This is a genomic window from Centipeda sp. (in: firmicutes) (genome assembly GCF_057271695.1).
Genome location: NZ_DBHIVL010000064.1, coordinates 1 through 13,622, shown reverse-complemented (window position 1 = coordinate 13,622; position 13,622 = coordinate 1). Strand labels below are relative to the sequence as shown.

Here is a 13,622-nt window from a genome sequence, read left to right as displayed (position 1 = left end):
ATGCCGAAGTACCACGGATTCCCCTTCTTCGTGGAGTGCATCTCAGGGTCACGGGTCTTCGTGGCGTTCTTGGTCGAGCTTGGTGCATGGATGATGGTGGCGTCAACGATTGTACCGCCGTGCATGATGAGTCCTGCGGCGTCCAGCCGCTCTTTCACGTCATCGAACATCTTGCGGGTGATGTCATGCTTTTCCAGCAGGTGTCGAAAGTGCAGGAGTGTCGTAGCATCCGGTGTCCGTTCGATGGAGAAGTCGATCTTCAGGAAGTGCTTCATGGCATAGCTGTCATAGATTGCATCCTCGATTCCCTCAATTGTAATATTTTGGAGCTCAATCGTGCAACAAAAGAATTTTTCAGTGTTTCCTCTATATGCTCAATAACGAAGCACGGCAAAGCCGACGAACAAAGACAGCCTGAAATTTTTCTATAATATTTCTCCACAACATTTGACAAAGAGCCAATTTTTGATTCTTCAAATTCCGAGTGTTCCTCTCGGAATTGTGGCTTTGGTCACATTCTATAGAGGATATTCTGTGTATAATATGCATAGAAATTCTCACAACACACAAGGAGGAAACATCATGGCAATCCTGAACAATATCCAGCATCAACAGGCACTCCTGCTCAAGGATCAGGTCGCATACGCAGAAGGACAGGTCGTCAGCAAGACGCTCGTCCAGAACAAGGGGCTCGGTGTCACACTCTTCGCCTTCGCGAAGGGTGAGGGCATCAGCACGCACGCCTCCACGGGCGACGCGCTTGTCACGGCACTTGACGGCGAGGGCATCATCACGATTGACGATGAAACCTACACGCTCAAGGCGGGTGAGAGCATCGTCATGCCCGCAACCCATCCGCACTCCGTCTACGCAGCAAAGGAAACACCGTTCAAGATGCTGCTTGTCGTCGCATTCCCTGCGGCGTAATATATATATCAACACATTTCTCCCTGAATGCAAAACACCCGCAGCATTTTTGCTGCGGGTGTTTTGCGTCCCTATTCATCCTCCTGCTGCAACCTCCCTCCTGTCTCTTGCAAAAATGTACGCGGCGAACATTTCATATATTTTTTGAACACTGTACAGAAATTCTTGTAGTCACCGAATCCGTTTTCCTCCGCAACTTCGTAGACGCGGTACTTACCCGAGCGAAGCTGCGTCACGGCACTCTGTAAACGCGTGCGCGTCAAGAACTCAAGAAAGGTATGCCCCGTCGCCTCCTTGAATTTGCGACTGAGATAGCTCGCGCTCACACCTGCCGTTTCCGCAAGGCCTTCGATGCTGAGTCTCTCACGATAGTCCGTCCGAATGCGCTCCATTGCATGCCGCACATAGGGGTTGAGCGCCCCGTCCGAGAAGTACCGCTGCCAGTCCACGCCTTCCACTGCCTGCGGCATCACCTCCTGCGCCGGCCCGTCCACCGCAATCCGCCGCATGAGAGCGGCAAGCTCCGCCTCATCGACGGGCTTCAATAGATAGTCTGCTGCCTGAAGGGCAATCGCCTTTTTTGCGTAATCAAACTCGGCGTAGCTTGTGAGAAAAACAAGCTGCGGCAGGATGCCCTCCGCGCGTGCACGTTCCGCCATTGCAATGCCGTCCATACGCGGCATACGAATGTCGGTGAGCACAACGTCGGGATGCTCCGTGCGCAGGAGTTCGAGCCCCGCCAGACCGTCGGACGCATCGCCCACAACGCGGCATCCCATCCCTGCCCAGTCAATCACGGAGATCAGTCCCCGACGGATGATCTCCTCGTCCTCAACGATCAGAATACGCAGCATTGCCCTCCTCCTTTCCGATGTTCACGGGCAGCACCATCGTGACACGCGTACCGCCCTCCGCTCGCCGCTCGATCTGCATCCCGTATGCCATGCCATAGAGCAGTTGAATGCGTCGATGGATATTGTAGAGTCCGGTGTGCACGGAGCGGTTCTCTCCGCGCCGCATCATCTGCCGCAGCGATGCCAGCGTTTCCTCCGCCATCCCAACGCCCGTATCCTCGATGACGATTTGCATCTTCCCGTTTGCAATCGTGATCCGCGTGGTGATATGAATTGCGCCCTCCGCATCCGCCCCGTAGTGAATGGCATTCTCCACGACGGGCTGCAGGAGCAGCTTCGGCACGAGGCACTTCCCCGCAGCCTCCGCGATCTCCTGCCGGTATGTGAGACGTGCGCCGAACCGCTGGCGTTGGATCTCGATGTAGCTGCCGAGATGGCGGATATCCTCGGCAAGCAGGACGCGCTGCACACGGTTGTCGATGCTGTAGCGCAGGAGTGCCGAGAGCGCGGTGATCATGCGCGTTGCAGCGTCGGGGTCGAGCTTCGTCATAAATTTAATATTTTCAAGCGTGTTAAAGAGGAAATGCGGATTAAACTGTGATTCGAGCTGACGCAGCTCGGAAATAACGCTTGCACGTGCCTTCTCTTCATTTTCCTGCATGAGGCGGACGAGGCTCTGCACCATGCGGTTGTACTCGCCCGCAATCTCCTCGAACTCGTTGCCCGTGCAAATGGCGAGTTCCCGATCCAAATTCCCATGCCGAACGGCGCGGAACGCATCGACAATCTCATCCATTGCACGCATTTTCTCCGCCGTCTCCCGCCGCACGCGGAAGAAGATGAACGGCACCATCAAGAGGAACACGGCGAGAAGGATCACCGCGCCCGTCGCAAATTGGGCGATGCGGCTGCCGACGGGCAGAGCGGCATAGATCGTAAAACGCCCGTCGAGCACCTGCTCCTGTGCCACGTAGAATTGCTGTCCCCCCACCTCACAGAGCCCGTGTGCGTTTGCAAGTTCGGGGGCAATTTTGTAAAAAACAGGATCGCGGAAGATGGTCATCGTGGAAAAGGGTGCACGCCCCTCGCGATTGGCAATGACAAAGTGCATCTTTTCGCCCGTTTGCAGCCGCTTCTCGAGTTCGCGCATGGATACGACAAAGACAGCATACCCCTCCACAGTCTCCACATCCGCCGCAGATTGTACCGCGACGGGACGGATCGCCTGACCGACAACATAATCCCATTCGCGATCACTGTGCGGGATGAATTCCTCCACGCAGCCCGTCTGTCCATCCATGCGCGAGAGCACGCCCCAATTCGCCGTCGGCGGTGCAAGATAGGACGGAAAGTCACTCCGCGTTTGGAAAAGGACAGCTCTGTCTACATTCAGCAGGAAAAACCGTGGCAGCCTGCCATGCAGATTCAGTTCCGCGTATATTCGCTCAAAATACAGACGGCGTTCCTCAGCGGCCCCAGCGAGCAGTTCCGTCCCGTTCATCGCAATTGCCGCTGCACGATCTTCGTAGTCGTGCGTCATCTCGGTGAAGATCTCACCTGCGACGTGTACCTCGTCCGCTGTGCGCGCCGCAACGTTCCGCTCCCAGTAGACTGCCGCGAGCAGGATGCAGATGAGCGCAACGAGAAAGCCGGGAACAAGCGCATATTTAAGAAGCACACTGCGCACCTCATCCTGAAAACGTCGCATATCCATCCTCCTTTCCGCGCTTGTAACTAAGGAAGCACTGATAAATTCAGCACCGCCGTCTTAGCACATCTTTTTCGCCCTGTCTGTGTCGACAAATCCTCCACATAGCTTTGGCTATGCGTCCGGTTTGTCTCCTTGACAGGACAAAAAATCTGTACCAATCCGACAGACTTCATTTTATCAGCGATTCCCTAAGGCAACTTTGATAAAATGAATTTCCACCTTAAAATGATTATAACAAAAAATTACTCAAACACAAAATGCCGGAAGGGTTACGCCCTCCCGGCATTTTGCATCCTGCGTCAGAGATTACTGCACGCTCGTAAAGATATCCTTGAACTTATCGAGCCATGCCTTCTTGTTCTTCTCAACGACCTGCTCCTCATCGTTGATGATCTTGATCTGCTCCTTCGGCAGGAGACCGACGGGCGGGTCGACATCGTCACGCACGGAGCGGCGGTGGAGCTGCGCCGTAATGATGCTCTGTGCTTCCTTGCTCGTGATGAAGTCGATGAACTTCTTCGCGTTCTCCATGTGCTTTGCATTCTTGATGATGTAGATGCCGTCCGGCTTGGAGATAACGCCTTCCTTCATGTAGACGAGCTTGACCGGCGCACCGTCCGCAACGTACTTCGCGCCCCCCTCTTCAAACGTGAGTCCCACGGCATACTCGCCGTCCGCAACGCCCTTGTAGACCGCAGAGGAGCCGGAGAGCAGCTTGCCGTCGAGGTTGCGCGAAAGTTTTTCCACATAGTCCCAGCCCTTATCGGGGTCGCCGCTGCCCATCGCGTAGAGCATGTTGATGAGGTGCTCATAGGAGGAGGAGGACTTGGACGGATCAGCAAATGCGATCTTGCCCTTGAGCGCGGGGTTCAGCAGATCCTCGTACCCCTCGACCTTCACATCGCCGATGAGGTTCGTATTGACCATGATGACGCTCGGGATATCCGTGAAACGCGTCATCGGGCCCTCAGTGTTCTTGAACGCTGCCTGAATGTGATCCTCGTTCTTTGAGGTGTAGTTCTCGAAGAGATCTGCCTTTGGCTTCATCGTGTTGAGCGAGCCGCCCCAGAAGATGTCGCCGAGCGGGTTCGCCTTCTCGGACTCGACGCGCTTGAGGAGCTCACCCGTGCCCGCCGCAATGACCTCGACCTTCACGCCGCTCTGCTTTTCAAACTCCTCGACAAGGGGATTGATGAACGTCAGCGGATGCGGGCAGTAGATGACGAGGGAGTTGTCATCTGCCGACGCCGCCTTCTTCTCTCCGCCGCCGCCTCCGCAGCCGGTGAGCGCGCCGCCCAGCATCAGGGATGCTGCCAGAACGGCAAACATTTTCTTGAACTTCATGAAAAGACCTCCTTTGATGTAAAGGAAACACTGATAAATTCAGCACCATCATCTTGACGCATCTTTTTTGCCCGCACTGTGCCCTCGATCCTCCACATAGCTTTGGCTATGCGTCCGGTTTGCCTCCTTGTTCGGACGAAAAAATCTACGCCAATCTGACGGACTTCATTTTATCAGCGATTCCTAAAAGACCTCTATGAAAAAGGCTTTCGCCTGAAACCCCACGAATCAAAGGGTTACATCCTTGCTGCCCGACACCTTGAAGAACGTCACCATCGCGACAATCGTCGTGAGCGTGAGGATGGTCGAGAGTGCCGCTGCCGTGCCATAGCTCGCACGGATGACCTCCGTGTAGATGGCGACGGACATCGTCTTAGTCGCGCCCGTGAAGAGGATGACCGAGGAACTGAGTTCGTTGATCGCCGTGATCCACGAGAGAATCGCCCCGCTCATGACACCTGGCAGCATCATGACAGCCGTCACCTTAAAGAAGGTTTTGAGCGGCGAAGCCCCGAGGCTGATGGACGCCTCCTCGATGCTCGGGCTGATCTGGTAGAGAATTGCCGAGCTCGAGCGCAGCGTGTAGGGCAGACGCCGAATGACAAGCGAGATGATGATGATGAGTGCCGTGCCCGAGAGGAGGATTGGCTCCTCGTTAAACGCGAGCAGCAGCGTAATACCCAGAACAGAGCCGGGAATGATGTACGGGAACATCGTGAGTGTGTCGATGATGTCCGTAAGCATACTCTTGCGCCGCGTCGTCAGATACGCGACCGTCATGCCAAGGAAGACAATGATGAGGATCGCCGCCGTACTGTATAGATAGGTGTTCGAAATCGCCGTGCCAAGGCTGCTGAAGATCGTCGTATAGCTGTCGAGCGAGTAGCCGCCTGTAAAGACTGCCCCCCGCGTCTCAAGGAAGGAGGTGTAGACGACGACAAGCTGCGGGATCATCGAAACAGCGACGAGCAGATAGATGAGAACGTGCATCAGGACATTGCCCGCGCCCTTCATCTCCTTGACTTCAAGAGGACGCAGCGAACTCATCGTAAAGGACTTGCGGCTCACAACATATTTTTGGAGCAGGAAGATCGTCGAGGTGATGACAACCATGATCGCCGCCATTGCCGCCGCAAAATTCGCCTGATCGCCGACCTCGTTGATGAACTCCGAGTAGATCATGACCGGCATGACGTTGAACCCCTCGCCGATCAGCATCGGTGTACCGAAATCCGCCATTGCATTCATAAAGACCATGAGCGCACCCGCGAGGATCGTCGGCGTGATGAGCGGTACGATGACCGTCACCACCTTGCGAACACCGCTGCATCCGAGACTCTCCGCTGCCTCGATCAGTGCCGCATCGATGTTCTTCATCGCGCCCGCCGCATAGAGATAGATGAACGGATAGAGTTTGAGCGTCAGGACGAGCAGAATGCCCGAGAATCCATAGATCGACGGGAACTCGTACTGAAACGTCTCCTGCAGCCACTGCGTCAGAATGCCGCTGCGTCCGCCGATCAGAATCCACGAGTATGCGCCGATGAAGGGCGGCGAGAGAAGCGAGATGATGATGCAGATCTCGAGTGCGCTCTTGAAACGCACGCGGTAGATCGTCATAAAGTACGCGAGTGCCGTTCCGATGATGATCGCGAGGATGGTCACACACGCCGTCACGCTGAAGCTGTTGATCATTGACTGGTAGTAGTATTTCCGCTCGAAGAAATGCTTGAAATGCTCGAGCGTGAACTCCCCCGTCATGGCATCCTGAAACGCCGAAGAGAACAGGGAGAAGAGCGGGTAGATCAGGAAGAGTCCGAAGACGGCGATGGACAGAACCGTGATGCCGGTCCAGAAGTCCCAGCGCAAATTCAGCTTACTCATAGCGCACCACATCCTTCAGGATATTGCGCGAACCATCTGCAGTGAATACATTGACCTTGAGCGCATTTGGACGAAGGTGCACCGTATCCCCAACCTCGAGCTGCTGCGTCGCATGCCCAAGATCCTGTGAGAACTCAAGCGATGCCTGATCCGGCAGGATCATTTCGCCGTCGAAGTCCAGACTGTAGTTGATGTATTTGCCGAGGAATACCTTCGTTTTCACCTTGCACGGGAGGCCGTCGTCTTGGATCGAGAGTTCCTCGGGGCGCACTGAGATCACAACCTCCATGCCGTCCTCCGCCTCCGCACCGAGATTCTCCATCGGCATCTCATAACCGTTGCGGAAGATGACGCACATCCGATCGCCCGACTTTTGCACGCGCCCGTAGAACAGGTTGGAGTGTCCGATAAAGGTCGAGACGAAGATGTTCCACGGACGCTCATAGATTGTCTGCGGCTGCGCCGTCTGCTGGATCTCGCCCTTGTTCATGACAGCGATGCGGTCGGAGATGGAGAGTGCCTCCTCCTGATCGTGCGTGACGTAGACCGTTGTAATGCCGACCTTTTTCTGTACCTCACGGATCGCGGAGCGCATCTCAATGCGCAGCTTCGCGTCAAGGTTCGAGAGCGGCTCGTCCATGAGCAGCACGCTCGGATGGATGACAATGGCACGCGCAAGTGCCACACGCTGCTGCTGTCCACCTGAGAGACGTTCGGGGAGGCGATCCTGATAGTCCGCAATCTGTACGACATCGAGGATGCGGTCGACCTTTTCCTTCATCTCCGCTTTCGGCACATCGCGCAGCTTCAGACCGTACTCCACATTCTGTCGTACCGTCAGATGCGGGAAGATCGCGTAGCTCTGGAAAACCATGCCGATGTTTCGCTTGTGCGCGGGGATGTCGTTGATCCGCTGTTCATTGAAGAGAATATCCCCGCCCTCAATACTGTTGAACCCTGCGATCATCCGCAGGAGCGTCGTCTTTCCACAGCCGGATGGTCCGAGCAGGGTGAAGAACTCGCCGTTGCGAATGTGCTCTGTGATCCCCGGAATGATCGTGAGATCGCCATATTTCTTCACAGCATTCTCAATGTTAATCGCTACACTCATCGAATCCCCTCCAAATTGTTTTTAGCAGCATCGAATCCTTTCGCTCTTTATTCGTCTGATTATTTATAGTATACAAAAAGGAGCAGCAAAATAATATCCACAAATCTGCAAAAATATCCGAAAAACTGAACTTCCTTATAAACCAAAAATCCCCCATCAATAGGAAGCAATCCTATGATGAGAGATTTTGGATATGGATGTAACTTGGGATGTGCAGCGATGTGCTCCAACATATTTGATTCTATCATCAAAGGATCGCTTCCGCCGCCGCCATCACGCCAAGTGCCGCGTGCTCGAACGTCAGCCCCCCCTGCATATAGATACAGTATGGCGCACGCATGGGACCGTCCGCACTCAGCTCGATCGACGCGCCCTGCACGAACGTCCCTGCCGCCATGATAATCTGGTCGGCATAGCCCGGCATATCCCACGGCTCGGGCGTCGCGAATGCGTCCACGGGCGACATCCCTTGAATCGCACGCGCGAACGCCTTCATCCGTTCCGCATCCCCGAGCACAACCGCCTGTATGATGTCGCTGCGTGCCTCCGTAAATCGTGGGAACGTACGGCAGCCCAGTCCCTCAAAGATCCCTGCGGCAAAGACCGCTCCCTTGAGTGCCTGTGCAACGACGTGCGGCGCGAGAAAGAATCCCTGAAAGAGCAGACGATTCGAGATGAGGCTTGCTCCGAGCTCATCCCCCATCCCCGGCGCAGTCAGACGATAGGATGCCATCTCCACGAGTTCGCTGCGCCCCGCGATATAGCCGCCCGTCGGTGCGATGCCGCCGCCGGGGTTCTTGATGAGGGAGCCCGCCATAATATCGACCGTAGGGATTTCCGTCGGCTCGACCGTATCGACGAACTCCCCATAGCAGTTGTCCACGAAGACAATACAGTTGGGATTCGCCGCCTTAATGCGTGCACTGACCGCGCGGATGTCGTCGATACTGAGTGGCTCGCGCTCACTGTAGCCACGCGAACGCTGTACCAGTGCAACCTTCGTCCGCGCCGTCACAATGCGCTCAATGCCGTCCATGTCCACGCGACCGTCCCGCAGCGGCAGCTCGTCATAGAGCACACCGAACTCCTTGAGCGAGCCGATGCTCTCATGCACCCAGCCGATGACAGTCTGCATCGTATCATAGGGAGCCCCTGTGATAGAGACGAGCTGATCGCCGGGACGCAGGATGCCGAACAGCACCGTTGCAAGCGCGTGCGTCCCCGAGACGAACTGCGTTCGCACGAGCGCACGCTCCGCACCAAAGACACGTGCATAGAGCTCGTCCAGCTTCTCGCGCCCGAGATCGCTGTACGCATAGCCCGCACTCACGCCAAAATGCGCATCCGAGACGCGGCATTCCCGCATGGCATCCAATACTTTCCGTGTATTGAACTCCGCGACCTCGTCCATACGTGCAAACGGCCCACGTGCCCGTTCGATGACCTGTGTGCGCAGTGCGCCTAACTCGTCCCTGTGCAAAACGTCCTCACTTTCCATTTGCTGCCTGCTCCCACTCCGTTGTCGCCCTATGCAGATAGGGGACAAGATATTGTTGCAGCCGCTCTTCCAAAGACTCCAGATCCGGCGCATCAAACGAATAACTCACATACGGCATATGGTTGACATGATATTCGCCGAAGAACTCATTTCGATAGCAGTTGTAGTAGATCCCGACATCATTGCCCCGCACAAAATCCACATAGTCGATGACGAGGAAGGAGCCGTTCGTCAGCTCTGCCGGTGCGGACGGACGGACAAAGAGTTCAAAGCCCTCCAACTGCTCGGGCAGCTGTGCACCATACGACCACGCTGCAATGCTCTCGCGCACGGGCAACAGCTCCTGCGTTTGAAGTGCATCCGCATGCAGCTCCACCATCACGTTTGGAAGTGCTCGTTGAAGCTCCGTGCCAAACGCTTCCAAATCTCCGTAAACAAAGGACGGCAGGGCAAAGCGCACAACACCGATCTCGACGCGCAGCTTGTACGAAGTGGTTGCGGCATCGTAAAAGCCGACAACAGAGCGATGTTCCTGCGTCTGATCGTAGCGAAAGAAATCGTACTGTGACTCGCGTGCCTGCCGCTCCCGCGAAAGAACGAACCCCTCGATTTCGGCAGGAAGCTCATCGAGTACCGTCCACGCCGCAAGAGCCGCATCAATCTTCTCCGTGAATTCCTCAGCCATCGGATGTGCCTCTTACTTGCCCGTGCGTCCGCGCTTTGTCATGGGGATCCCCTTCGCGCAGAGCGGACAGCTCTCAGGTACATAGGTCTCGACCTCCATCGTGAGGAGCGCAGTCGCGGGTACATCGCCGAAGTTCACCTTGCCGCCGCTACGGTCAACGAGCATGGAAACCGCAACAGGAACAGCTCCCGCCTCCTTCACCACCTCAATAACCTCCTTGATCGAGCCGCCCGTCGTCACAATGTCCTCGACAATGAGCACGCGCTCGCCCTCGCGCAGAGAGAAGCCACGTCGAAACGTCATTTTCCCGTCCACGCGCTCGGTGAAGATTGCACGCGTTCCGAGTGACTTTCCCGTTTCATGCGCGAGCAGGATACCGCCCGTCACGGGGCCGACCACCGTCTCAATATTTGCGTCCTTAAACTTCTCCGCCATCGCCGCGCAGAGCTGCGCCGTATAGGCAGGATGTTGGAGCACGTTGAATTTCTCGACATAGTGCGGACTGTGCAGTCCCGAGGTCAGCAAGAAATGCCCATCCATAATCGCACCCGTCTTTACGAGCAGGGCGCGTACCTCTTCCTGCGTCATCATACCGCCTCCATCTCCTTCAAAATACGCTCTGCCGCCATGCGCGGATCCTCTGCCGCATAGATCGCACGTCCGATCACGATCTGCGATGCCCCCGCACGGATTGCCCCTGCCGGTGTCATCACGCGTCGCTGATCGTCATGGGAAACACCTGCGGGACGAATGCCCGGCGTTACAATGAGAAAATCCTCACCACAAGCGCGGCGAATCTCCTCCGTCTCGGCAGGAGAGGCGACCACGCCGTCCAACCCCGCCTCTTGCGCGAGCTTTGCACGCCGCAGTACCGCGTCCGCGATTTCTCCCGTGTGTCCGAGCCCTGCCCAGTCCTCCGCATCCATGCTTGTGAGTACCGTTACGCCGATCAGCTTCGGGCAGGGAATCCCCTCCCTGTCTGCCGCCGCATGCAGTGCCTCACGCGCAGCCCTCATCATCCGCAGCCCGCCGGCAGTGTGGAGGTTCAGAATGTCGGGACGAAGCCGCAGAAGCGAGCACAGACCATTGCCGACCGTATTCGGGATATCGTGCAGCTTCAGATCGAGGAACACCTTTTTTTCCTGCTCCTTGAGCCATGTAACGATATCCCCGCCGAGCGCATAGAAAAGCTCCATGCCCACCTTGTAGAAGCTGACACTGTCACCAAGACGTGTGACAAGCTGCTCCGCCGCCGCACGCGTCGGCACGTCAAGTGCCGCAATCAACCGATCATCTGCCATGCTTTCACTCCTCTATGATGTGCAGCCGCGCATCTCTTCCCACGCACCGTTCGCGTACAAAACGTACCGAAAGGCCTGTCCGATAGCGCAAAACGGGCATCGCCTCCGCTGTAATTGTCGAGAGTACGAGTTCGCCGCACACGCCATCCTCCCGTACGCATTTCCCTGCCGCATCCACAACCTCGGCGAAGAACAGCCGCTCCTCAAGATGAATCCCCTCACCTGCAGTGCAAGAGCCGCCGATGAGCGCCCCCATCTGCGCCAATGTAAAGATATGTGCATGGCGTGCGCCCATGCGCTCCGCCATCTCCCGTGCAAAGTCCTGCGGCACAAGACGCGTTCCAATCGTAATCAATCGGTTCACGCACAGATCCCCCATCGATTCTGCAAGTGCAGGCAGCTCGTACTCCCATGCGATAACCGTATCCGCCACCACCGCACGCAGCAGATCTGCGGCAGTCTCACCCGTACACGGCAGGACTGCCGCTCCGATCGCATCAAGGGCATATTGGAGATCGAGCGTGCGGCTGTCCGTAAAGTCTCCTACAAAGAGCACCGTGCTCGCACGGTTCACACCGTATGCGGTGAGCAGCCCAGTCGCAGTCTGTACCTGCCGCGCCACATCCCCCTGCGTATAGCAGTGGATTCTCCCCGCGCCGCGTTCATCGTGCAGGGCACTCATACGCAAAACACCGGAGAACGGAAGTGTAAGCATGAAAAAAGGGGCGTCCGCCCCCTCTTTCGCTGCATTGTCTAAAAATGGCAAATGCGCCATCTCTGCAAACGACGAAACAGATTCAGCACGAATGCCTGCCTGCGCAAATGCGGTGCGGTAGAACGACGTCTTTTCTTCCGCCCATTTCAGCTCGCGTTGGAGCAGCGCGAGCCGCTGCTCCTCGGAGAGTGCAGCCCCACTCATGACTCAAGCGGCCGCTGATAGAAGAACGGCTGGAAGCTCGTATAGCCCATCTTGCGGAAGTTCAGAATCGACTCCGTCGCGCCGACGAAGAGGATTCCGCCGGGCTTCAGAGCCTCGAAGAAATGACGATAGAGCTGATCCTTCGCCTCATCCGTAAAGTAGATGACGACGTTGCGGCAGAGAATCAGATCAAAGCCCGTCTCGAACTTGTCCTGCAGGAGATTGTGCCGCTTGAATTCGATCATGCTCTTGATTTCCTGCTTCACGGCAAAGCGATCGCCGTCTGCGTCGAAATACTTGCGGCGGCGCTCGGGAGCCATGCTCTTGATCTCATCCGCTGTATAGACACCGCGCTTTGCCTTTGCGAGAATCTCGATATCGAGATCAGATGCAAGGATGCGATGGCGTGTCGTCGGCGTCATCTCCTTCATGATGATCGCGAGCGAATACGGCTCCGCGCCGATGGAGCAACCTGCACTCCAGATGTTCAGCTTCGGCGAACGTTTCAGCAGATCGGGGATGACATCCGTCTCGAGCTTGCTGAACTTCTCCGGCGTGCGGAAAAACTCCGATACGTTGATCGTCAAATACTCGATGAACGCCGCAAAGTCATCCTTGTTCCCACAGACATGATCGAAATACTCAACGCAGCCCTTGTATCCTGCGCGTGTAATCAGATTGTTAATCCGCCGTTTCATCTGCGGTTCTTTGTAGAGATCGAGATCAATCTCCGTCTTTGCCTTCAGCTTCTGCTTAAACTGCTCCCAGTCGCGATCTTCCGACATAAAGTCCCCTCCGCTCATATATCCCTACATCTTCAATCTTACTGGATCGTAAAGACCCGGCAGGATTTCTTCACCTCGAGTTTCGGCAGGATGACATGCAGAATCCCCGCCTCATAGGATACGGACACCTCCGCCTCATCCACATCATCGATGAGGAAGGAACGCTCAAATGTGCCCGCCTTGCGCTCGTGGCAGAGATACTTCGTCTCGGACTCCTCCGGCACGACACGCTCTGCCTTGATCCGCAGGCGTCCATCCTCATTGTAAGAAACCTCAATCGCATCCTTCGTAAATCCGGGAAGCTCTGCGTACAGCTCGTAGCAGTTCTCGCAGTCGATCACATCGACACGGAACGGAAAGAGCATCCCGCCCACCTTGTCGAACGGATTAAACGAATGTTCCATCACGGTCTCAAGAGCCTTTCCCAGAATCTCCTGTCCTTTTTCGGCATTTTCTTTCAAATTGAACGGCAATGGACGAAACATAGCGACCACCTCCAACATAATGTATTAATCTACGCTTTCATTATAACAATAACGCGCATGCTTTTCAAGGAATCGCTGATAAAATGAAGTCCGTCAGATTGGCGTAGATTTTTTCGTC

Annotated in this window: 14 protein-coding genes and 1 pseudogene; 1 reads left to right on the top strand and 14 read right to left on the bottom strand. The window is 55.8% G+C overall.

Features of this window, described 5'->3' with window-relative positions; genetic code table 11:
* Positions 1–311 (bottom strand): annotated as a pseudogene (locus tag ACO6BQ_RS09725) (IS5 family transposase); the annotation flags it as partial.
* A 271-nt stretch (positions 312–582) separates the two neighbouring features.
* On the opposite strand from ACO6BQ_RS09725, the gene ACO6BQ_RS09720 reads away from it, so the two are divergent.
* Entirely contained in the window at positions 583–927 is a 345-nt protein-coding gene (locus ACO6BQ_RS09720) for a cupin domain-containing protein (protein WP_489120674.1), read from the top strand.
* A 71-nt stretch (positions 928–998) separates the two neighbouring features.
* Here ACO6BQ_RS09720 and ACO6BQ_RS09715 read toward each other — a convergent pair whose 3' ends face one another.
* The 13 genes from ACO6BQ_RS09715 to ACO6BQ_RS09655 form a co-directional block, all read right to left on the bottom strand.
* Positions 999–1,781: a response regulator transcription factor gene (locus ACO6BQ_RS09715; RefSeq protein WP_489120673.1), complete on the bottom strand. Its 783-nt coding sequence runs from the start codon at positions 1,779–1,781 to the stop codon at positions 999–1,001.
* A complete protein-coding gene (locus tag ACO6BQ_RS09710; RefSeq protein WP_489120672.1) occupies positions 1,759–3,489 on the bottom strand; it encodes a sensor histidine kinase in 1,731 nt (576 codons plus the stop codon). The genes ACO6BQ_RS09715 and ACO6BQ_RS09710 overlap by 23 nt, the downstream gene beginning before the upstream one ends.
* A gap of 26 nt (positions 3,490–3,515) precedes the next feature.
* On the bottom strand, positions 3,516–3,665 hold the full coding sequence (locus tag ACO6BQ_RS09705; RefSeq protein ID WP_313990573.1) for a secretion protein HlyD: 150 nt from the start codon (positions 3,663–3,665) through the stop codon (positions 3,516–3,518).
* Positions 3,666–3,798: 133 nt separating this feature from the next.
* On the bottom strand, positions 3,799–4,836 hold the full coding sequence (locus tag ACO6BQ_RS09700) for an ABC transporter substrate-binding protein (protein WP_489120671.1): 1,038 nt from the start codon (positions 4,834–4,836) through the stop codon (positions 3,799–3,801).
* A 228-nt stretch (positions 4,837–5,064) separates the two neighbouring features.
* Positions 5,065–6,720: an ABC transporter permease gene (locus tag ACO6BQ_RS09695; protein ID WP_489120669.1), complete on the bottom strand. Its 1,656-nt coding sequence runs from the start codon at positions 6,718–6,720 to the stop codon at positions 5,065–5,067.
* The gene (locus ACO6BQ_RS09690; RefSeq protein ID WP_489120668.1) at positions 6,713–7,831 is read right to left on the bottom strand and encodes an ABC transporter ATP-binding protein; all 1,119 of its coding nucleotides are present in this window, start codon (positions 7,829–7,831) and stop codon (positions 6,713–6,715) included. Before ACO6BQ_RS09690 ends, ACO6BQ_RS09695 begins: the two co-directional genes overlap by 8 nt.
* 247 nt (positions 7,832–8,078) lie before the next feature.
* Positions 8,079–9,329: a methionine gamma-lyase family protein gene (locus tag ACO6BQ_RS09685; protein ID WP_489120667.1), complete on the bottom strand. Its 1,251-nt coding sequence runs from the start codon at positions 9,327–9,329 to the stop codon at positions 8,079–8,081.
* A complete protein-coding gene (locus tag ACO6BQ_RS09680) occupies positions 9,319–10,014 on the bottom strand; it encodes a hypothetical protein (protein WP_489120666.1) in 696 nt (231 codons plus the stop codon). The genes ACO6BQ_RS09685 and ACO6BQ_RS09680 overlap by 11 nt, the downstream gene beginning before the upstream one ends.
* Positions 10,015–10,026: 12 nt before the next feature.
* Complete coding sequence (gene pyrE, locus ACO6BQ_RS09675) at positions 10,027–10,602, bottom strand: orotate phosphoribosyltransferase (protein ID WP_489120675.1); 576 nt, start codon at positions 10,600–10,602, stop codon at positions 10,027–10,029.
* The gene (gene pyrF / locus ACO6BQ_RS09670) at positions 10,602–11,315 is read right to left on the bottom strand and encodes an orotidine-5'-phosphate decarboxylase (protein WP_489120664.1); all 714 of its coding nucleotides are present in this window, start codon (positions 11,313–11,315) and stop codon (positions 10,602–10,604) included. The genes pyrE and pyrF overlap by 1 nt, the downstream gene beginning before the upstream one ends.
* Before the next feature lie 4 nt (positions 11,316–11,319).
* Positions 11,320–12,234, bottom strand: a complete 915-nt coding sequence (locus tag ACO6BQ_RS09665) for a phenylacetate--CoA ligase family protein (RefSeq protein ID WP_489120663.1) — start codon at positions 12,232–12,234, stop codon at positions 11,320–11,322.
* Complete coding sequence (locus ACO6BQ_RS09660; protein WP_489120662.1) at positions 12,231–13,019, bottom strand: CheR family methyltransferase; 789 nt, start codon at positions 13,017–13,019, stop codon at positions 12,231–12,233. The genes ACO6BQ_RS09665 and ACO6BQ_RS09660 overlap by 4 nt, the downstream gene beginning before the upstream one ends.
* Before the next feature lie 38 nt (positions 13,020–13,057).
* Complete coding sequence (locus ACO6BQ_RS09655) at positions 13,058–13,504, bottom strand: Hsp20 family protein (protein WP_489120661.1); 447 nt, start codon at positions 13,502–13,504, stop codon at positions 13,058–13,060.
* Positions 13,505–13,622 lie beyond the last annotated feature (118 nt).